The 22,711-nt window shown below is 46.9% G+C and carries 14 protein-coding genes, 1 pseudogene and 1 riboswitch; of the genes and pseudogenes, 10 read left to right on the top strand and 5 right to left on the bottom strand.

Translation table 11 applies throughout. The features are described 5' to 3' along the window. Positions 1-471: 471 nt before the first annotated feature. Positions 472-566: riboswitch (cyclic di-GMP riboswitch) on the top strand. Between the two features lie 209 nt (positions 567-775). Continuing rightward, entirely contained in the window at positions 776-2,935 is a 2,160-nt protein-coding gene (locus NSQ46_RS16395) for an amino acid adenylation domain-containing protein (protein WP_342574028.1), read from the top strand. 326 nt (positions 2,936-3,261) lie between these two features. Here the strand turns inward: NSQ46_RS16395 and NSQ46_RS16390 are convergent, their stop codons facing one another. From NSQ46_RS16390 to NSQ46_RS16380, 3 genes are all read right to left on the bottom strand, one after another. Next, positions 3,262-4,152, bottom strand: coding sequence for a carbohydrate ABC transporter permease (locus NSQ46_RS16390; protein ID WP_210094938.1), 891 nt, complete (start codon positions 4,150-4,152; stop codon positions 3,262-3,264). Between the two features lie 65 nt (positions 4,153-4,217). Continuing rightward, positions 4,218-5,108 (bottom strand): ABC transporter permease subunit, encoded by an 891-nt coding sequence (locus tag NSQ46_RS16385; protein ID WP_007131906.1) that lies wholly within the window; start codon positions 5,106-5,108, stop codon positions 4,218-4,220. A gap of 100 nt (positions 5,109-5,208) precedes the next feature. After that, positions 5,209-6,909, bottom strand: a complete 1,701-nt coding sequence (locus NSQ46_RS16380; protein WP_342574026.1) for an extracellular solute-binding protein — start codon at positions 6,907-6,909, stop codon at positions 5,209-5,211. 441 nt (positions 6,910-7,350) lie between these two features. Between NSQ46_RS16380 and NSQ46_RS16375 the strand changes: the two are divergent. The 7 genes and pseudogenes from NSQ46_RS16375 to NSQ46_RS16345 all read left to right on the top strand — a co-directional run bounded on the left by NSQ46_RS16375 (position 7,351) and on the right by NSQ46_RS16345 (position 16,056). Beyond that, positions 7,351-9,095 (top strand): annotated as a pseudogene (locus NSQ46_RS16375) (histidine kinase). Next, positions 9,092-10,516: a response regulator gene (locus tag NSQ46_RS16370; RefSeq protein WP_210094942.1), complete on the top strand. Its 1,425-nt coding sequence runs from the start codon at positions 9,092-9,094 to the stop codon at positions 10,514-10,516. The pseudogene NSQ46_RS16375 and the gene NSQ46_RS16370 overlap by 4 nt, the downstream one beginning before the upstream one ends. A gap of 451 nt (positions 10,517-10,967) precedes the next feature. Then, positions 10,968-12,437: a serine hydrolase domain-containing protein gene (locus NSQ46_RS16365; RefSeq protein WP_342577003.1), complete on the top strand. Its 1,470-nt coding sequence runs from the start codon at positions 10,968-10,970 to the stop codon at positions 12,435-12,437. 140 nt (positions 12,438-12,577) lie between these two features. Then, positions 12,578-13,372: a DUF2935 domain-containing protein gene (locus tag NSQ46_RS16360; RefSeq protein WP_342574024.1), complete on the top strand. Its 795-nt coding sequence runs from the start codon at positions 12,578-12,580 to the stop codon at positions 13,370-13,372. A 274-nt stretch (positions 13,373-13,646) separates the two neighbouring features. After that, positions 13,647-14,216, top strand: a complete 570-nt coding sequence (locus tag NSQ46_RS16355; protein ID WP_342574023.1) for a YdeI/OmpD-associated family protein — start codon at positions 13,647-13,649, stop codon at positions 14,214-14,216. Between the two features lie 279 nt (positions 14,217-14,495). After that, positions 14,496-15,242 carry a GntR family transcriptional regulator gene (locus NSQ46_RS16350; protein WP_007131913.1) on the top strand — a complete coding sequence of 249 codons (747 nt, stop codon included), beginning with the start codon at positions 14,496-14,498 and terminating at the stop codon, positions 15,240-15,242. A gap of 82 nt (positions 15,243-15,324) precedes the next feature. After that, the gene (locus NSQ46_RS16345) at positions 15,325-16,056 is read left to right on the top strand and encodes an SIS domain-containing protein (protein ID WP_007131914.1); all 732 of its coding nucleotides are present in this window, start codon (positions 15,325-15,327) and stop codon (positions 16,054-16,056) included. Between the two features lie 122 nt (positions 16,057-16,178). On the opposite strand, the gene NSQ46_RS16340 is transcribed toward NSQ46_RS16345, so the two are convergent. Beyond that, positions 16,179-19,259: a hypothetical protein gene (locus NSQ46_RS16340; RefSeq protein WP_342574020.1), complete on the bottom strand. Its 3,081-nt coding sequence runs from the start codon at positions 19,257-19,259 to the stop codon at positions 16,179-16,181. Between the two features lie 511 nt (positions 19,260-19,770). Here NSQ46_RS16340 and NSQ46_RS16335 point away from each other — a divergent pair. Further along, entirely contained in the window at positions 19,771-21,174 is a 1,404-nt protein-coding gene (locus tag NSQ46_RS16335) for a PQQ-binding-like beta-propeller repeat protein (RefSeq protein ID WP_342574018.1), read from the top strand. 358 nt (positions 21,175-21,532) lie between these two features. After that, positions 21,533-22,303, top strand: coding sequence for a class I SAM-dependent methyltransferase (locus tag NSQ46_RS16330; RefSeq protein ID WP_007131918.1), 771 nt, complete (start codon positions 21,533-21,535; stop codon positions 22,301-22,303). Positions 22,304-22,530: 227 nt separating this feature from the next. Here the strand turns inward: NSQ46_RS16330 and NSQ46_RS16325 are convergent, their stop codons facing one another. Further along, the gene (locus NSQ46_RS16325) at positions 22,531-22,701 is read right to left on the bottom strand and encodes a hypothetical protein (protein WP_342574015.1); all 171 of its coding nucleotides are present in this window, start codon (positions 22,699-22,701) and stop codon (positions 22,531-22,533) included. Positions 22,702-22,711 lie beyond the last annotated feature (10 nt).

Below are 22,711 nucleotides of genomic sequence, written 5' to 3'. Positions count from 1 at the left end.
CGTAATTAGGGCAATGGATATAGGTTCGACATTGAAAAATAGAACTATTGTCTTGATTAACCATCGTCCAATATCCAAGTAACAACAGAAGAATACACAGGGATTTAGGACAATGAATACCGATTCTATTAGGGTAATGGCGTAATTTGTGGAATTATGCCGAGGGACAAAAAACGTGTGTAAGCCTCTGTTCTTAATCGATTTTATTAGTAATAACGTATCCCTGTCTTCTGTTAAAAATAGTGATAATACATAGTTAGGTGAAGTTTAGTGAAAACGGTGCACAGATAAAATTAGTAAAAATTAACTATCGCGACCTAGAGTTATATGATGGTTATCAATATCATCAAAACCATTCTTGAAACACAATATTGAACAAAAGACCTATCGATTTTCAATTGGAAACAAGATACAGTAAATGTAAATCGAATACATAATATAATCATGGTTTACAAATTAAATACTATTTTTGTACGACAATAGCAAACCCACCGAAAGGTGGCGACGCAAAGCTATAGGGGCTAATGCGGGACCTACTGCAACCGCAATGCCAGCCAGTTGCCGAATACAACGGGAAACCTCCGTTTTATTCATTATTTTGAATTGATGAAAGGGGTTTTTTTGACGTTCCAAAAAACAACGGCAGCTTCGCTATAACAAAAAAACTAGTCTGGTGTTGAAGGGGGACGCTATTTCATTACAGAATGCTAAGAGGATTTTTCTGTTCGTTAACAATCAGACATTAATGAATCGATAATCCGGGAGGTAGATGGTCATGGAACAAACGACAAGTGAAGTAACAATTGAGGAATTGCCAGGAGGGGGATGGACCAACGATGAAAGAAACCGGGTTAGTTTTTCCCTTGATTTTGCAACGACCCGAAAACTCCATGAACTGGCGTTCAATTTCGGAATAACTGTGGATATGGCACTTATGGCTTGTTATGCGATTCTGCTTGCCAAATATACCGGCGAGGATGATCCTGTAATCGGGTATCTGTTGGAAAGACAGATGTTTCCTATACGTTACTCTCCTACTGTACATAAGCCATTAGGTAAGTTTCTGTTAGAGGTCAAGCATACCACGATGCAAGCACTCGAGGATCGGAATATGCGAAAGAATCTGAACGGCAATCCGTTCATCAAAGCGGCCTTTACTTGGCAAAGTGCCAATACCACTCCAGATGAATCCGATCAGTTGGGGACGTTTGAGCTTGCTTTGACGGCTTTTAAGAAGGAATCTATCATGATGCACATTGAATATTCGGCCCGGTTGTACAGAAAAGAAACGATCGAGCAGATGGGCGGCCATTTGAGCCGAATTGTGCATGAAGTGTTTGATTTCCCCGAGAATGCGATTGCCGACATACGCATGATGTCGGAAGTAGAGGAGAGACAGATTCAGGCTTTCAGCAGAACTAAGACGGACTATCCTTCCGGCCAAACGGTCCATTACTTGTTTGAGGAGCAGGTGCGCTTAAACCCCGATCGCCCGGCGGTCATGACCGAGGAGCATCGGATGTCCTATCGGGAATTGAACGAACACGCGAATCAGCTTGCAAAAGCACTGCAGTGTCACGGCGTTAGGCCGGAGAGCGTCGTTGGCATTATCGCGGACCGGTCTGTCAGCATGATTGTCGGGCTTACAGCCATATTGAAAGCGGGCGGCGCATATATGCTCATCGAAGCCGATTCTCCGCGTGAAAGAATCGAATATATGCTCGAGGACAGTCAGGCGGGATTTTTGCTGGCCCCTTCCAGTTGGAAGCCTGACATTGCATTTAAAGGAAAAGTAATTTATTGGGACAACGCGCAGCAAAACCTCGACAACGGTTCCCATACGATATCTGCTGTAACCTCGCAAAGTTTAGCGTATATCATCTATACTTCCGGATCAACGGGGACACCGACAGGGGTCATGGTTGAGCATCGCAACATCGTAAGCCTGGTCAAGAATACCAATTATTTCAACTTTTCCAAGGAGCATCGAATTTTGCAAACCGGTAAAATTGCATCCGATGCGTCGACCTTTGAAATTTGGGGATCCCTTTTGAACGGATCTACCTTGTATTTGATGAATGACACGGACTCATTTGACATTCGCAAATTGAAGGAAACCATCATCGACCACTTTATTACGGCTTGGTTCCTGACTACGGCTCAGTTCCATAATCTGGCCGAACTGGATCCGGGCATCTTTCGTACGGTAGACACCTTGCTAATCGGCGGAGAAGCGTTATCGCCGAAGTACGTAAATGCCGTAAGGAAGAGGTGCCCTGATCTGCGGATGATCAATATGTACGGTCCGACGGAAAACACGACGTTCTCCACTTATTTCCCGATCGAACGTGAATTCGAATCCGCCATTCCAATTGGCAGACCAATATGCAATTCCTCCGCTTATATTCTTGATAAACAGTTAAATCTTCAGCCGATCGGAGTAGTGGGAGAGCTTTGCGTCGGAGGAGACGGTATCGCACGGGGGTATGTGAACCGGCTGGAATTGACAGAAGCCAAGTTTGTGGAACATCCGCTCCTTGGGGAACGGTTATATCGAACGGGGGATTTGGCCATGTGGCTGCCGGATGGCAATATCGAAATGATCGGGCGAATCGACGATCAAGTGAAGATCCGAGGGTATCGAGTGGAACCGGGAGAAATCGAGACTCGGCTATTGGAACACAATGGAATCTCGAAAGCCGCGGTAGCCATCAAAGCCGACAGAAGTGGAAATCCGATAATATGCGCGTATTTTGTTGCGAAACAGGTGTTGTCCGAAACGGAAGTGATGGCGTATTTAGCCCGAAATTTACCTGAATATTTCCTGCCCTCTCTTGTAGTACAAGTGGAAAGCTTGCCGCTCACCCCTAACGGGAAAGTCGATAAAAAAGCTCTGCCGGACCCTGATTTTCTTCGTCCGATGCTCGTTAACTGACACGAAGCGATAAATGAATCGAAAGCAAATGCTTAATAAGATTTGGCTGGACAAGGATGCCGAGCAAATCGAGACCGCATATTTGACCAAATCCGTCGATCCTTTATGTACAGTCAGCACCAATGATGGATGGGAGGACTCCGTTTCCAATAACCGAAGCGATTATACGGGAATGAATTGTCTACCCGGCGCATCATAGCCGCAAAAAGGGGCCGTTTCTCAAGATCTAAGATCATGTGGAACGGCCCCTATTTTCAGTATGTTTTACTATAAAACGTAAAGAGAATGGCATAGATCTCTATAATCTGTTGTCCTGGGTGGGTAAGCTACTCTTTAACCGAACCCAGTGTAATCCCGTGAATGAAGAAGCGCTGGAGGAACGGATAGACGATGAGGACGGGCAGCATCGCGATGAAGATCTTGGCGGCATCGAGTGTCCGGTTGGACAACTCCGACAAGCGGCGGTACTGGTCCTCAGACATCGTCGATGGATCGACCGAGACGACAAGCTGCTGGATATACGTCTGGAGTGGATAGAATTGTTCACGGGACATGAAGATCAGACCGTACAAAAATTCATTCCAGTGATACACGATACTGAACAGCGAGACGGTCGCCAGCACCGGCACGGCCAGCGGGATGTAGATCTTGAACAGGATGTACCATGGTCCCGCGCCGTCGACCAGGGCGGCTTCATCCAGCTCCTTGGGCAGGTTGCGAAAGAAGTTCATCGTGAGGATGACGTTGAAGACGAGGGTCTGCGCACCGCCGACCAGGACAAGTGCCCAGATGCTGTTCAGCATGTTGAGCTCTTTGACCGTCAGATAAAGCGGGATCAGGCCGCCGTTGAATAACATCGTGAAAATGAGAATCCACATGAACACATTGCGCCCCTTGAGCTCTTTCGCTGTCCGCGAGAGCGGATAAGACATGAGCACAACCATGATAAAGTTGAGCGTAACCCCCAGCAGCACTCGCTGGGTCGAGATCCAGAAGGACCGGAAGAACTGATTGTCATTGAGAATCTGGGCATATGCGTTAAGATTGAAATCGACCGGCCATAGCCAGACCTTGCCGGCCGCAGCGGCTGAGTTGGAGCTAAGCGAAAGGGAGAGCGTGTACCAGATCGGCAGGATGCAAGACAAAGTTATGCCTATCAGGACAACAATCAGTATAATATCCGTCACGCGGTTGCCGAACGTCCGATCTCTGACCACGGTCAGCACCTCCTACTCTAGTTGGAATGGGATGCGTTTGTATAGCTTTGCATCAGGATGAATCCTTAGAATATGCGATAGTTAACAAAACGGTAAGCCAGATAATACGAGACGGATATCAGCAGGAAGCCTACAACGGACTTCAGCAGGCCGACGGCGGTCGCAAGTTCGTATTGCAGGTTGAGCAAACCTGTACGATAGACCCAGGTGTCAATAATATCACCTGTCGAATAGACGAGCGGGTTATACAGATTGAAGATTTGGTCGAAGCCCGCGTTAAGCACATTACCCAAGCTAAGTACCGTAAGCAATACGGCTGTCGTGCGGATCCCGGGCAGCGTGATATGCCAGAGACTTCTCCAGCGTCCTGCGCCATCGATGTTAGCAGCCTCGTACAGTGCCGGGTTGATTCCGGTAAGCGCAGCAAGATAGATAATGGTACCAAAACCGAATTCCTTCCAAACGTCACTGCCGACTACGAGGAACGGAAACAGCTGGGCATCGGCAAAGAACAGTTTGGGCTGGAATCCGAACAAAGCTGTCAGTTGATTAACGGGTCCGTTATAGGAGAACAGATCGAGTACAATGCCCCCCAGAATAACCCAGGATAAAAAGTGAGGCAGATAGACAATGGTCTGAATCCAGCGCCTGAGAATCATTAGACGCAGCTCATTGAGCATCAGTGCAAACAGCAGGGGCGCAATCAGGTTGGCGACAATCTTCATGGACGCGATGACTAGCGTATTGCTGAAGACTTCCTGTGTATCCTTCAGCAAAAACATATACTTGAAGTGTTCAAGCCCCGCCCAATCCGAGCCCAGTATTCCTTTGCCTGGATTAAAATATTGGAACGAAATGATGATGCCGAACATCGGAACGATGCTGAAGACGAACAGCCATAGAAATCCCGGAATCAGCATCAGATAATAATGTTTGGCGAAGCCTTTCATTCGCATGACAGCACTCCTTTCCCCGCATCCTGCATCGAGTGTTCCAGAGCTCCTGACAGGTGCCTCAAGCTCTGGCTATATGATTCGTTATGAAGCCTTAAGATGATTACTGCGCAAGCGCATCCTTAACCTCTTGGGTAATCTGGTCGCCGCCTTGACGCTTCCAGTTTTCGACGAAGGTGTCGAATGTCTCTAATGGAGCCGCACCCATGATGATGCGCAGAAAGGTCTCATCCTCTAACTTGCGCAGATTCACCCAACGGCTCTCCATTAGTGGCGTTTGCTCATACAGAAGACTGGACACGGCCTCAAACTCGGTATCAACCAGCGGCCTGCCGCCCACCATGATGAAGTACGCTCGAGTCCATGCTCCCCAATTCGCTTCTGGGTTCCATGTTGATATATCCATAGAATCGTAAGGCTCCTTTTTGATCGTCTTGATACTTGCGATGTCCGAAGGCAGCAGTTTGTAGGCTTTGTCATTCGCAAAATCCTCTGCGGTTTTATTGCCTGCCAGCACATCACGGAGGGCTTTGACCGTAAATTCAATTTCATCGGATGGAGCGTACACCACGCGGAGCGGATAATAACCAGGACCGCCTTTGCTCGGGTCAAAGGTGTTCTCCTGCTCGTTTTTAAACAAATTGTTTAGTAATTTCATAGGAACTTCCGGATGCTCGTAATTTTTCCGAACCACCACAAACTCAGTTGAAGGCGTGGCAGCATGTGGTCTAAATTCGCCATTTTGATTTAAAGGCAGGGCGTAAGCTTGCCAGTTGGCTTCGGGATCGTTTTTTACGGCATTGGTTAGCGGACCGTAAGCCATCCACCAAGGCGCAAAGAACATTCCGGATTTTCCGGCGATAATGGGTTCATCCGCTTTGTTACGAACACCCATCTCTGGATCAATAAGTCCCTTGGAATACAAATCTCTCAAATTAGCTAACGCCTCGCGAGTCTCCGGCAGGATCGACCCGTACACAGGGCTGCCATCCTCGCCCTCGAGCCAGTATCCAGGGAACGCGTCATGCGCGGAGAAAATGGGGTCAAAACCGTACAAATTGTTCTTCGACTCAAGGAAGTTCGCATACAGCTTTCCGCCGCTCTCCGGTCCGGTAATCCCAATCGTGTCGCGCTTACCGTTGCCATCCGGATCATCTTCGACGAAAGCACGGGCGACGTCCTCAAGTTCTGCCATCGTGGTTGGCGGTTCAAGGTTCAGCTTATCCAGCCAGTCTTGCCGGATCCACAAGAGGTGAATGCCATCGGCATTGGCTTGAACACCCGGAAGGGCCATGATTTTGCCATCGAAGGTTACTGCATCCAAGGCAGCACCGTTGGTGTTTTCAATGATGCTCTTTATATCCGGGGATGCATATCGCTCATACACCTCCGTTAAATCGGCAATCTGGTCGGCTTCGACCAATTGGCGCAGCTCAACGGCATTAACGACCATAGCATCCGGCAAATCGTTACTTGCAATAGCGAGACTAATTCTCTGGCGAAGATTCTGGCCGGCGGCAGCAAATTGATGATCGACGTCCACATTAAGCGCTTCCTTAATCTGACGAGTGTATTGATTGTCCAGCGGCGTGTCGCCAGGCGGCAGCTCATTATCGGTGGGATCGATTTCAATACTGATGCTGATCTGGACAGGCTCTTCGTAGCGGCCAAATGGATCAGCGGGTTCGCTTGACTCCGCGCTTTTCTCCGGTGCAGCCGGCGTGTTATTAGTTGTATTGCTGCAAGCACCTAGCACGAGAAAGCAGGCCAGTAAAAGCGCTAACGGTTTTGACTTGTTTTTCATAATTACACCCCTTCTACCAGATTGAATGGAATAACTATCCTTATGGACCATTTAACTGTAACACAATGAAACCGCCTTCAAGGATAGAAGGTGGTTTCTAAATGAGGGGGTCATTTGTACAAAAATTTACGGCTGTTCCGGATGGTTGGACATTTCACCTACTAAGGAGAAGACATTTGTCTACCCGTGATTTTTTCATTGGAAAGATAACAGCTTAGGCATCTGATTTATTGAAATCTTTGCTCAATAATCATTTTTATTTGTGTTATATTCTAGAAAGATTTTTTCACCTGTTTCTGTTTATGCACGTCATAAGCAATACCATTCAAAGAGAGGAGGAGTCTAGTTCAATTGGAAGACCCAATAAAATGGAGCAGGACCCAGGAGAGCACTCGAATCTGCAGTCATTCTTACTGAGAAAGTATGGATGGGGGTGAAACGATGGAACCGGAAAAGGATTGGAGATCCGGCCTGAAGCGATTGACCTTGAAAAATAGAATTCTTTTACTGTTCGCCGCAGCAACATTGATCCCGTTCATCTGCACCTGTTATCTTTCCTACAACACCATTACATCCATTCTGAATACGAAGCTGCAATCCGGCATTCAAAGCAATTTAAAGCAGGTCAGATTGTCGCTTGAGAACACGCTGAACAATCTGAACCACGTTTCCCAACAACTGACCTTCAAGGGGAATGTCGGTAGGCAGCTTGAAAAGTTTTTGACAGCGAAGCAGCCATATGACCGGAGTTATCTGACGGACGAGATCAAAAGTCAGCTGAATCTCATCACGTTCACTAATCCCAATGTAGGATTAACGTTGTATTATTTACGCGACGATCAGACCACTCTTTTTGAGAATACCGGCATGAAGCAGGCATTCCATATCGATAATCTTCCAATCCTCGCTGAGTATTATGGCATCACCTATTTTGGACCGCATATCAGTCAAGACCGATTCAACAATCAATATGTGCTTTCCGCGTTGCGAAAGGTGGATTTGCCGGAGAGGGAGGATGCCTATGTCTACATTGAGTCCGGTTTCAAGCTGACGCAGAGATTCTTGATTTGGATGAAGTCAGCAAGCATACCAATCATTTAATTCTGGACAACAACGGAAGAATTTCTTACAGCGAACTTCAAGATATCTTCCCTGAAAATTCATTTTTTTCGGACACACTATCGCCATCCCTGGTAACAGGTATTACGTCCGACTATTATTGGTATCGACAAGTCAGCAATCAGGGCTGGAGCGTGGTCTCGCTTATTGCGAAATCCGACTACAACCGCGAGAAGAACCGCTGGATGATGCAGATGCTGGGGCTGGCGCTGCTGTTCGCCGTAGTCAGTCTGACGATTGGCTGGCTTCTATGGAAAATGGTGTACCGGCCGCTGTCGCGCTTCCATAAGGAGATCAAATCGATTGCGGGCAGCAATTTTAATGCGGCAGCCACGCAATCGAGCATACCGGAATTCGAGATGTTGTTAAACCAATTTCAACATATGAAGGTTCAGATTACGCAGCTGTATTCTGAAATCAAGGCCAAGGAGAAGCGCAGAGCGGATCTGGAGATTGAGAAGCTTCAGTATCAGATCAATCCGCATTTCTTGATGAACACGCTGGATACTGCTCACTGGCTTGCCGTTATGAACGGTCAGGAGGAGATCGACAGGCTTGTCACTTCGTTGAACAAACTGCTCTACTACAATCTCCGCAAAGGCAACAGTGTCGCGACGATCAGGGATGAGATTGATTCACTGAAACAATATCTCATTCTCCAGCAAATTCGATACAATTTTCAGTTCGATGTCAAAATTTACGTGGACGACGCATTGCTCGAAGTGACGGTTCCCAGATTCATTCTGCAGCCGTTGGTTGAAAATTCACTCTATCACGGGCTGGATGACAACGGCAGAATCGAGGTGGTGGTTAGAAAGAATGACAGACTTGAGATCGAAATTCGGGATAACGGTGGGGGGATCTCTGAGGAAACGATTGAGGCATTGCTTGAGCAGGAACAGACCGAGCACCATCGAGTGGGAATGGGAATCGGGCTGAATTATGTCAAACGAATGTTAGCCTTTCATTACGAAGGGAAAGCGAGTCTTTCGGTAACAAGCGAGCTTGGCAAAGGTACCCGCATCATCATTTCGATACAAATCGGGGAGGGGAAATCAACAAAATGATCCATGTTCTCATCGTAGACGACGACAAGCTTGTACGTAAGGGACTGATGTCCTTTTTGCCTTGGGAATCGTTCGGAATGAGAGTTGTAGGCGAAGCTGCCAACGGGGAGAAGGCGCTTGATTTTCTGAAGGCGAATCGGGTAGATCTGTTAATGACCGATCTGGCCATGCCCGTGATGTCGGGCATCGAATTAATTCGGATTGTACGCAAGTTATATCCGGATATCGCGATCGCCGTGCTGACGCTTCATCAGGATTTTGAATACATCCAGGAAGCGCTGCGCCTGGGCGCCATTGATTACATTGCCAAGGTAGAGCTTGAAAAAGAACAGTTCGAAGAAGTATTTCAGCGCATTCACTCGCGCATTATGGCAGAGAAGCAGAAGCACAAGAACGAGGCGGATTCGATCGTAGAAGTTAATTCTTGCGAAACGGCCTATGCGCTATTGACGTATCCGGATGAGCCATTAACAAGCAGAATGGTTGCGGATTGCGTATCCTTGGGCTGGATAGCCGAAACGGAAGGCTCTATTCTGTTGTGGTTGACCGATCTTACCAGGGAGGTTCAGCCTCAAAGTCCCTATGAAGATGCCCCGTTGCCGCCGCTTCCAAACGGAGTGGGAAGCACCGGATGGCATTTGGTACGGCTGCGGCATACTGCCGGTTTATCTCCCTCCGATCTGTTTCAACGGATCCGCGCCTACAGAAGAAGAGATTTTTTCTACGACTGCGACGGCCATGAGCCCTATCCGATTGAGAAGTCTGTCATGGACCTGCTGGTGGAACAACCTGAACCGGGAGAAGAAGAGACGGAGACTGTGAAGGAATTACTGCATGCCTTCACATGGGTCCATGACGACGAGGCTTTTGATAAGCTTTGTAGCCGATTCAAAGAACTGCGTATACCTGTCTCCAAATTAATGCAATGGATCTACGGTTTTATGGTTGACTGGAACCGGCTATTTAGAGCGATACAACCTGATGAGATCAAGATGCCTGACACATTTACGTGCTGGCGGGAGGTGGTGGACTGGCTGAAACATTTCAGGGAAATGGGGATAACGCTGTCAGGCAGCCTGCAGCTGAGCCCGGAAGTGAGCGGCAGCATTATGAACGCGGTCAAGATCGTACACGACGAACTTGATACTCCGTTATTCGCCATCGATGTAGCGAAGCGGGTCAATTTGAGCCGAAGCTACTTCTATCAATGTTTCAAAGAAATCGTAGGCTATTCCTTCAATGAATATCTGCGCAAGGTACGAATCGATAAAGCGCGGGAATATCTGGAGCAGACGTCCAGGCCAATTGTCTGGATTGCCAAGCAAACCGGATACGAGGATGAGAAATATTTCAGCAGAACTTTTCGAGAGCAGACAGGCATGCTGCCGAGCGAATATAGACAGCAGAATAAGGTGAGGTAAACGATTGCTTGAAATTCCCGATGAATCCTCCTGTGCCTGTTAACTCATGAAATATATAAATATTTTGGGTGTAAATTATAACTTTTCAGCCTAAAAGTTGAGTCAATACTTTATTCTTCATAATGACGTTTAGGCTCTTTTTCCAAAGAATAAATCGAAGAAAATCAAATATGTAGCAAGGTTAATGGAGCCACTTGGAAAGGAGCCAGGTGGCTTAATTATTTCATATACAATTTATCAGTCTACTAACACAAGCTAGCTCGGAGGGAAAGCTGGTAGAGGAAGTGACAGATTTGTCATGCTCCACCCGAAGATTGTCATGTCAATCGATGGCACGGTATTGGAATCTCGCTTTATATTAAGCTTATTAAATATAAAGCGAGGAGAAAGCCATTTGGAAAATCCTAAAGGAAAAGAACTAGCCCGTAGATCATCCCTTCCTAAAAGCTGTATGTTTTTTCTTGTTGTCTGTCTGCTCTTGTCCGCAGCAATCCCCAGCATCGCTCGTGCCGAAGCCAATGATCGGATTCATCAAATCGAGCGTTTTATTCAAGAACAACACGATCTAAGTAAAATTCCAGGACTCTCGGTTGTCATTGTAGAGAAGGGAAAAACCGTATATCAAAAAGGATTTGGCTATGCAGACGTAAAAACCAAAAGCGAAGTCACACCCGATACATTGTTTGAAATCGGCTCCACGACCAAAGCCTTTACGGCACTCGCTATCTTACAGCTGGAACAGAAGGGACAATTAAAGCGAACCGATGATGTTCGGACCTATATTCCCTGGTTAGAGTTAAAATATAATGGAGAGCCTCAAACGATCACAATAGATCAGTTGATGCATCATACAAGCGGGATTGCTTCAAACACCATCGTCAAGATTCCTGCAAGCAAAGCCGATAACGCGCTTGAGCTCACGGTTAGAACCTTGGTGGATCAGCCGCTAAACCGAAAACCGGGCAGCTCATTTGAGTATGCGACCATCAATTACGATGTGCTGGGATATGTAATTGAGCGCGTTACTAAACAGCCTTTTGACATGTACATAAAGCAGCATGTTCTTGATCCGATTGGGATGAAGGACTCCTACGTAGGGCTGCATCAGCTTCAATCCGAGGTAATCGCTACCGGTTATAAACTAGGATTTATGAAGGAACAAGCTTACACCGCACCTGTATACAGAGGAAACATCCCTGCCGGTTATATCATCAGCAATTCAAACGATATCGCAAAATGGTTACATCTCCAATTAGGGCATATTTCAACAAGCGAGATGGACCAGCACCTCATTCAAAAATCGCACGAGCCCGATCTTTCCGTTGAGCCCTTCGACCAGAATACGCATTATGCTGCAGGATGGGGAGTTGAACATGGCTCAGGACAAACATATCTCCTTCATGCCGGCGAAAATCCGACGTTCAGCTCCTATTTCATATTGAAGCCTGACGAACAAGTAGGTGTGGCGATCCTGGCCAATATGAAAACAAGCTATACAACAGCCATTGGACAGGGAGTTATGGATATATGGGAAGGCAGAGAAGTAGCGTACCGCCATGCCGACAGCTATCAGCAATTGGATCAGATATTAACCTATATTTTGGCTGCTATTGCGGCTATAGGAGTTTTGCTCCTGTTTCTATCGGTTAGAGTCATTTCAATGACAATCCGAAAACAACGAATCTATAGGCCTTTCAATTTAAAAAGAGCTTTATGGATAAACTTGCACACATTATTCGTAACCATTGTTATCCTGCTCTTGATCAAGGCCCCGAAAATGCTGCTTGGAGGGGTGACTTGGGGATTTATTAAAGTGTGGGCACCAACGTCGGTCACCGCATTGTTTTACAGCATACTTGCTTTAAGTGCAATCTATTATATCTATATATTATTGCTAGTCCTCACTAGAAAATCCAAATGACAAATAACCCTGCATAAGAATATGCAACATTGCGGTACGTAGGAAGAGCTTTTTCCATATGTTTCGGCGCTCTCTGGTCTACTCCGCCTGCAGCTGCATATATTTCTGGAGAATAAAGGCTGCGGGAGGAGGCAAGGCGGATGAGTGACCCCTTGTATGAACACCGGTTTTGGCTGCAGATTCTTTGCGACCACTGCCGGTTTATTTTTACTGCACTTTCACCGAAGGAAAAAACGGATGTTGCGATTGCTGAACGGTTAAGAGACAACTTCGATGCCCTGCTCGGCGAGGCTAGGCGACCGGATGCATCTGCGTTCATCGACAAACTGACGCAAGAGGCCAGTCATGCTGTGCATGAACTGCGCGAGTTCAAGCTGAATCTGCTGGAACGTCAGCTCGCAGGCAAGATAGACCTGCTTCTGACTCCATCTTTCGTGAATCATATGGTGAACGAATTGGAGGAGTACCAGCGAATTCTGGAATCGCTTCTTGAAGGACGCGGCGTTCCCCGTTTTCATGCCTTGCATCACGATCTGCTCTGGCTTCAGGATGCCTTTGGTCATGCGGCAAGCATCGCGGCCGATTTGGATTTTGCGGAGAAGTCCTTGATTGCGAAAAGCATGGCGTTCCAGAAGGATTTTGAAGGCTTTTATCTGAAAGCCGTTGAAATGGTCGGTTATTTACGGACCCATCTTAAGGAATTTCCGGCTATGCACAAATTCCATGCGGATATTGACCTGGAAATGAAGGTGTTCATGCACTTCCTATCGGAGCTTGAGGAGCTTGAATTAACCGGGGAGGTGCTGGATCGGATTAACCCGTTAATGCCTGACCATATGTATCGTGAAGAATGCTACTATCTGTCCAAGCTGGCCGATTTGGGTGAAATAAAGAGCCCGAACTGCGACCCGACTAATCCCCGTGTTTCTGGTTGATGGAAGCCGGATTGAAAGAACGGTTTCCCAATGTTCTCAAATTTTATGAAGATATATGACGGTAAGCTGTCATATATCTTTTTTTATTCTAGAACTAGGAAGTTAACCACAACGAAAGAAGGTAAAAGGAGAGGAAGGGAAACGATGGACCATCCCGTAGAACTGCATAACTACCATACATGGATGGATTTAATTTATCTGAAAAGACCGATAATTCTAAGAGTAGAGACGCGACCAGTTTTATGCTAATCATGCTTAGAAAGGAGAAGGGTTGATGGAAATAGAAAATCTGATTTCGGGAAATTCGAGAGAAGAATTGAGGGCATGGCTGCTGGCACATAGCAAGACAGAGAAATGCTGTTGGGTCATCGTTGGTATGAAACCTAATCCCGAAACGCTGCTGTATTTGGATGCGGTCGAAGAAGCTTTGTGCTTTGGATGGATCGATAGCGTCAAGAAGAAAATTTCTGAAACTGGGCTAGCGCAGAGATTGTCACCCCGAAGTAAAAAAAGCTCCTGGACGGAATTGAATAAAGAACGAGTCCGCCGACTCGAAAAGCTGGGATTCATGAGAGAGGAAGGAAGACGGGTACTTCCCGATATGGACCCCGATTCTTTTAAAATAGATGAGGTTATTGAGCAAAGGATACAAGAGGAGAAGTTAGTCTATGAGAACTTTATGGCATTCCCAGAATTATATAAAAGAGTTCGGATCGACACGATCCAAAGCGTCAAAAATCAGCCGGAATTATTTGGCAGCAGACTAGAAAAATTCATAGAAAACACGAGAGAAAACAAAATGTACGGTTCATGGCATGATCATGGTCGGCTGCTGGACTATTAAGTTGAGTTTTCATAACAGCGGAGGTGACACGGTTTGGAGAGCGGGAAGTGATTTCTACTGACTCCGCTGGCTGAAGGCGTTAACAACAATAGTAACATTTTTGCAAGACTAATCATCATGGTTTTCGTTACAAAATCATACATGTGTCATGAGTCGCCAGGTAGGCGGCTTTTGTTTTTTTATAGAATGTATTGACAGCATAAACAACCATATTTATAATTCTCCATAACAACTGGTATAGACAACTATATCTCTAGATGTTTGGAGGTGGATGATGCGATGAAAGAAAAGAAGAGTGTCATTGATAAGAACAGCGTGATACCACTCTACTTTCAAGTGAAGGAGTATTTGCGAAACGAAATCGCAACCGGGCATTATATACCCGAGCAATTAATACCGTCGGAACGGGAGCTGGCAGAAGAGTTTGAGATCAACCGACTGACGGTTCGCCAAGCGATCAACGAGTTGGTCCAGGAAGGGCTTCTATACAGGCAGCGTGGCGTAGGCACGTTTGTATCACAGCCGAAAATTGAACAGCCTTTGACTTCGCTGACAAGCTTCAGTAAGGATATGGAGAATCGGGGAATCGTTCCGGGAGCACTGGTGGTGTCGATGAAGGTGATCCCGGCAACCAAGCAGGTTGCTTCCCGGCTGCAGATGGATGCTGATGAGGAAGTGCTCGAGTTGGTAAGGGTACGCACCGCAGACGGAGAGCCGATGGCGCTTGAACGTTCCTACCTGCGATACGATCAAGTAAAGCCGCTTTATGGTATGGATATGGAGAACGTATCGCTCTATCAGAAGCTGGAGGAGGTTTGCGGAATCAGGCTGGTAAAGGCGATCCAAACGATCGAAGTTGCAAGCGTTTACCCCGATGAGGCGGGCATATTGGAGATCGGACCGCATGAGCCTGCAATGCTGATTGAAAGAATCACGTACACGGAGGGTGCAGATAAACCGCTGGAATTTGTCCGATCTCTATACAGGGGTGACCGATACAAATTCAAGATCGAAATGAATCTATAAACCGGAACTTGCTGACATCTATTCGGGTAACCTTCAACGATTGATCATCAATAAGAAATGTGACCAGGGAGGGGAAAACCATATGCTTGCCTACAAATTTGTCTCGACCATGATGGATCATATTGAACTTATTACGCGTGAAGAAAGCGAGTCCATAAACAAGGCTGCAGAATGGATTGCCGATTCCATAGCAAAGGATGGGCTGCTGCACCTGTTTGGCTGTGGTCATTCACATTTGCTGGTGGAGGATTTCTTTTATAGAGCCGGAGGAATGGTGCCGGTAAATGCCATCCTCGAAACTAGCATCATGCTGCATGAGGGGGCAGTTAAAAGCTCTAAGGTGGAGCGGATGTCCGGTTATGCCGAACATATTCTGGATAACTATATCGTTCATCCCGGAGAAGTTATTATTGTGATTTCCAATTCCGGAATAAACAGTCTGCCAGTAGAAATGGCAATGGCAGCCAAGGCAAAGGGACTGAAAGTTGTTGCCTTATGCTCATCCGCTTATTCCGGCGATGAAACCCGCCACCATTCGGGTCATCGACTTCGGGATATAGCCGATCTGGTCATTGACAATCATATGCCGCATGGAGATGCGCTGGTCGAGCTGCCATCATCGGGGGTTAAAATGGCGTCGGGGTCAACGGCCATTGGCAGTATTATTCTGAATATGGTGATGACTAGCGTTGCCGAGAAGCTGATCGATCGTGGGATTGAACCGCCAATATATGTAAGCGGCAATATCTCGGGCGGCTTTGAACACAATCAGGCATATATTGATCGTTACCGCTCGCGGATTAAGCATTTATAACGACCCCTTGTTACAAGCTGCTCGGTGAACGAGGCATGAAGCCTATACGGGTTTCGAAACGAAACGCAAACAGCGTGTACCTTGCGGTACACGCTGTTTAGGCTTATTTTTAGCACCGATTCTCAGCTGTCCAGCTGTTGATTTAAAGTATCCAGCAGCTCGGCTGCCTGGAGCTCTAATGCCTCCTTTGCGGCCGGAGTGATATACGCATTCATTTTCGGATCCTCAAGATCTCGGGTGAATTTCTCAAGATGGTGAATGGCCTGGGCTACTTGTCTTTTGAGTAAATGATGTTCGGTCTGCTTCAGGCTGTTCGCCAATTGATTCTCAAGCGGTTTCAGAATCTCTCCCGAAGCGGCGCGAAGATTGAATTCCTGTTGAAGCTGTTCCATCACTTGTTCCGCTGTTGCACGGACTTCCACCACTACCGAGTTGGAACGGACGCTGACACCGTTCAGAACAACCGCGGCTTGAACTTCAGCCCTTCCTGCACGGATCGCTTGAATGGAACCGGAATCGGACACGGTGATGATGCTTTCGTCAGAGCTCGTGTAGTTGATCGAAGCTTGAGCCAAGTCTGCGGGTTTTCCATTAAACAGGGTTCCGCTCATTGCAAGCTGTGCCTGCTCTCCAGCAGTGAGCACCGACGTATCCAGCTTCAATGCGACTTCTTTCAATGCGACAGGGAGCTTCTTGAGATGGGAGCCTTCCGCATAATAGATTCCACCATCCTCTGCCAAGGTCATGAGATGGACGTTGTCGGCTATTTTTTTGGATTCCATCGTTTCCGGATTGATAACCGTTAGTGTACGTCCGACCGTGGTGTAGAGCAGACCATCGTCGCCAAAACGGAGAAAATAAGGTCTCCATGTACTTCCGGACGGAGTATTCGGATATAGCAGCTTGCTCTTTTCGATCACCTGTGAAGCTGCGTCCATGGCGAACACGGAATATACGGTGGTTCCTGACGCTGTTTTCCCCCAAGTCACACCCCACAAGCGGCCGTCTGGCCCTTCCTTCAGGTCACCGATCAACTGATGTGATGCCATGCCGGGGATCGCAGGAGAGAATTCCTTGACTTTGCTTTTGGTTTTGGGATCAAAAATGAACATTTTGGCTTCCGAAGCCGCGGGGGTAGAGCCACCGCCTCCATGGATCGTTGTTCCTCCATAGACCAGTCCGTCTTTATAGGCAACGGACATCACGCTTTGATTCTCCACAATATCCGGAATGGTGGTCCAGGTATCGGTTGGTTCATCGTACATAGTCAAAGCCCCTTTAACGAGACCATAGTCGGCGATTGTTCCGATGAACAGCTGGTCCTCGCCAGTTGCGAAAGCGAACGGCCTGCTCTGACCATCCTCAATATTGAATGCGAGCGAAGGATTGACGTCTTTCTTGTACGGCTGGGATGGATCGTATTTGTAGATGACAGCACCTCCATAGGTGCCGAAATATATTTTATCGTTTAAAAATCCGATCCCTTCGATTTGTGGAAAGACACGTTCCTGCAGCTCATAGGCATTGGATTTTGGATCAAATATGGATAAGGCTGTATGGAAGCCTCCCATATACAGTTTCCCGTCCGGCCCCATCTCCAGGCTCTGAATATCAATGCCTTCGGCTTCAATTTCAGGCATGATGGTCTCCACCGACTGATCTTCAGGATCAAACAACACGTATTCCAGCTTTTCTGTTACCATGGCCAGCAAGGTTTTGCCGGCTTTACGCCCGGTTTGCGGAGTGACCCAATCATAGGCCCGGACCGTTGAATTTGGCAGAACGACACCCTCTAAAGGGATAATTTCATTGGTCGCCGTATTATAGGTCACCAGTTCACTGTTCACCACGTTCCGGAAATACACCAGATCACGGTCTAGTGGCGAAGGAGGAGAGATCATACTGTCAAAACGGGTTGGTGAAGGCCAAGGGAGAGATTGAAGCACTTCTTCGCTCTCTTCATCCAAAATAAACAGGGTAGTAGCGCCGGAACGTACGAACAGCTTTCCATTATACGACCAGATGTCGGCGATCATGTCATTGGCTCCGGAGTTCGGAAGCTTCACTTCAGATTTTTCACCTGTTTGTCGATCAATCTTGTATAAATAAGCAGGGTTTCCCACCCCGACATAGATATAACGGTCTGTCACCCCAATACCGCGGGCGTACATGACATCCTCTCGAACGCTTCCGAGATCATGGAATTGATTGGAGGCAATATCATACTCGAAGATTTTGGAGTTTGGGTACGTTGCACCGTAAATTTTGCCGTCCGAGGTGGCCGCCAAATCCCAGACCAGCTTTTCCGACGGATTGACGCCTACGGATTCCAACATTTTCGCAGCAGGGGAATAACAATACAGCATGCCGTTCTCCACGCCGGATAGATATACATTGCCGTCGGAACCGGATACTACACCATACACCGTGTTCACACCTTGAACCGGAGAGGAATAGAGGACTTGGCCGGTTGCGGCATCCAGTGCGTAAAAAGTCGAAGGCGTTCCGTTGGTTGCGAAGTAAACCTCACCATTGGCCATCGCAGCCCCGCTGGTTTTGACCGTTATCGTCGCTGCTCCCAGATCAATCGGATCTCCGAAGGCAACGGGTACATCTGCTGCTGTGGCCGCAGACACCGTCATATGGTCGAAATAGGCGGTACTGTACCCGGCAGTTCCGGAGTACAGCATGATCTTGGCTGTAACGGCACCGGGAGGAGCGACGCCTTCATGCGTAAGATCCAACCAATCGCTGCTTACGGAGGATAGGGAGGCGCGGCTGTTGCTGATTTCCTTATGATTAGCATCGTAGTAGTATACAATCATCGCCACCGAGCCCTGTTCCAGCAAGGTTTTCACGGAGGAGACATAGCTGGTTCCTTCCGTGACCGGAAAGGAAGAACTGATTAATCCCAGTGATTTTGGTCCTCCGTCGACCATCTTTAAAGCATAGTTGCCTTCGTAGCTTTTGGAGTCCGTGACCGAGATGGAATATTCGTCCGTCAGTGGTGACCAATAATAGGTCCAGCCCGGAATTTCACTGCCATTTCCCAAGTCTTCAAAGCCCGCGTTGTTAATGACGGGTGAGGAATTGGAGACCATCTCGGGGGTGCTCTGGGCGAATCCAGAGCCAAGAGGCGCAAGCGAGCTTACACTCATGGAATAAACGAACAGGATGGCCGTTTTTTTTATCCAGGAATTCATGAACTTCCTCCTTTTATATGGACAATTTCGAGAAGCCATTTGATTGTTGTTGATTGTTCTCTCCTTTCCGGTTCCATCGTGGGAAAAAATTTAAGTAGATTATAGGTGGGGCCATATATAAAGTCAACGTCTTTAAGTCTTCTATAAATAACGCTGAGGCAACACCCCCTCAAGGACTTGTTCATCCTTTTATAGACGGAGATATCATCAACTCAAAACCCCAAAACATCCTCTCATAGAGTTACAAGACCTGGACTGCAGGAGATATCGTCCCGTTATCGAAATAAGAGGTCAACGAGATGATGGAGGTAAACCAAATGGCGGCTCAAAATATCTGCGGTAGACTGCCTCTCTTCTTTGAAAAAGGAACCTTCGAGATATCAGTTGTATGGGATGAAGATCGTAAGTGTTCGATAGAAGATAAAATCAAGGTACTCGGATGTAACCTTTCCCTTTAATGAAGCGTTTTATTGTCTAGTGACAAGAAACTGTTACCTATGGGAGGACACGTATGCGTAAAATGAAGAACAACCGATTAACGAACAAAAAAAGCCCTCAACGGCTCCGGCGACTAATCGCGGTTATTGCCGCTGGAGCCCTTACAATCCATGGCGCAATGTCCATACTACCTTCGCAGGCGAACGCAGAAAGTGCAGATATTTCGATCCGTAATTGGCATCCTTCTTCCGTGCTCACTGTTCCCGAGCTGAAACCTTCCTGGACGGCTCAGGTGGACAACTATCTCAAAATGGACGAGGCCTATTCAGGACGCCATGCCGTTGCCGAAGAGGGCAAGGTGTTCACATTCGCCGGGAGCAGGCTGATTGCAATCGATGCGAAGACAGGTAAACGGCTTTGGAGCTACGGCAAAGACCTGAAACCATATCTTGTATATGATCATGGCGTTATTTATGGTCTAACTGCAGATCAAAGGCCCTACGCCGTAAATGCGAAAACTGGAAAATTGAAGTGGCAGTCGAAGACATCCATCTTGATTGATGCACGTTACGGAACAGAGGCATTGGTGCCGACATCCGACACGCTGTATGCGATCAAAGGGAGCATGACCTTTGCATTGGATAAGGCAACGGGTAAGCTGCATTGGAAAATGAACGAGCCGGCGGGAGAAGGTAACGGAACAGATTACTTACATGAGGCGGATGGCGTCGTCCTTCGGACTTTCCTTGTCCAAGGCGCGCTCACGTCCATCCAACTGAATGCTTATGACAAGAAGACGGGGAAGAAGCTATGGGAGGATTTCGGTCAGGGAGCAGCGCTTCAAATCAAAGACGGTCTTGTCTATTCGGTTGATTATTACTCGCCACTGTTGTTTGATTATCAGTCGCTGCCGGACCGCAAATTGATCGTCAATGTGTTTAACCTGAAAACCGGTGAAAAGAAGGGTACTCGCGAATATAACTGGAAACTGTCGGGAGAACCGCCATATCAGTATGGTGGAGGTAGCTCGTTTATGACCGGAGGGAAGTTATATGTCGATCAAGGCGATAAAGTGGCCGAATACCATTTTGATACCTATAAAACAGGCTTAGCTCCTCTACGGACGTTTCAACGTCCCTATGGGGAAGAATGGGAGCTGATCGGGCTCGAGCAGGAACGGCTGATTTTTAAGAACAGAAATACCGGCGGATTGGCCGGTTCCAAACTTGTGAATGGCAGAGTGATTGGATGGAACAGCGATGCACCAGCTGCCCAGATTGACGTGTATGGGAAAGGAATATATCGGGCTCAACGTAATGGTACTTTACTTGGCATCAATTTGTTGACGGCGAAGCCGGTTTTTAGAGTAAAAACGGGTGCGGATTTACACGAATCCACGCTAATGACAAACGGTATGATCATTATCCAGGCGGAGGGCAAGCTCCTCGGGGTAAAAGTACCAGCATCGCTGAGATAAACAAAGAGAAGCCATGTAAAAATAATCTTTTAGCGCACTTGATGACAGGGACTGGAAATGAGGATATCGCACAACACCGTAATCGAGGTCGCGAACGATATCGGCATATATTCTTAAAGAGATAAGGTAACACAGGCCTTCTGTCGGCGTTAACCCGAATGGACTAGATCTTCCCCAATTTGTCTATGCAGGTCTGGGTGGATAGAACCATTAAATACATTCTATTCCTTTAAACAGTCAAGGAAACCGCCTATTCTATGTGTATGCAATTAATATTAGTAAAGCAATCCGAAAGGGGGGATGGGGTCATGGAATCAATCCTTGATCAGCTGAACCATCGGGGAAGGAGAGCGGCTCATTGTTACCATTCGATAATTTAGAAGGCTATCGCGACGCGGAAGCTTATGATGCGCTGAATGATTTGGATGAGACCATGGAAGGCAAGTTTTTCTTGGACCTAGGCAATCTTTACGGCGGCCCTGTATTGGATGTTGCATGCGGGACAGGGAGACTGACAATCCCTTTGGCTCAACATGGCCATGATACGACAGGGATAGATATTACGTATGAAATGTTAGAAGCTGCAAAGCGAAAGGCAGCCGAACTAAATGTCTCAATAAATTGGGTCCACGCTGATGCAAGACAATTTGAATTGGGTAGGACGTACCGGTTTATTTTCACAACCGGTAACTCATTCCAGCATTTTCTTGATAGAGAATCGGTGGATGGTTTGCTTAGAAGCATTCATAGACATCTGGATCAAAACGGCGTATTTGCATTCGAAACGCGCAACCCCATTCTTTCGCGCTTAGCGGTGGACGATGATTCGGAAAGGGATTCAGGTTCATGGGAGGATAAGGAAGGATTTCAATGCAGCAGTACGTACCTTCGCAAGTATGATCATAGAAATCAGTTGGAATTTTATAAGTTTACAAATCGGAGATGGAAGGCCGGGACTGATGTCACGGTAACCGAAGAAAATTTTGCACTTCGTTACTTTTATCCACAAGAACTTGAAAGTTTATTATATTATAACGGATTTACGCTTGAAGAGATGTACGGAAATTTTGATAAAAGTGTATTCCAAGCCGATAGTCCGCTTATGGTTTGTGTCTGCCGGAAGCGTTAAGAAGGTTGAAGCCTCAAATATTATTGACCTTCTGTCGTAAATACGGTTGGATCTTTTTTGATAGATGCCTTAAGATCTAAAAGATTGCTCATAGGAAGTACATCCCCCACGTAAAGTCGGGATTTGTACTTTTATCTCGAAATTTAGCTCTAAAAAAATCCCATCAGGATCTCCAGATGGGATTTTTTATTTCAATGAATAGGGTTGGATTTGCAGACTGACTCTGTTTACTTCGAAACGTCTTTCAATGGATCCGAATCACGGCGAGCGGCTTTATAGATTTCTCGGTCCAGCTTCGATTGTCCTTGGATTTCTTCAGCTGCTTCCATTTGATCATTTAACTGGTCTTCGATTTGTCCGATTCCATGCGCTTCTTGATGCTGTCTGCTTGTAGCCATTAGGTTCCCT

Source organism: Paenibacillus sp. FSL M8-0142, assembly GCF_038597315.1.
Taxonomy (GTDB): Bacteria; Bacillota; Bacilli; order Paenibacillales; family Paenibacillaceae; genus Paenibacillus_AQ; species Paenibacillus_AQ lactis.
Note: the sequence above shows the minus strand (reverse complement) of the source record. Positions and strands in the feature narration are given on the sequence as shown.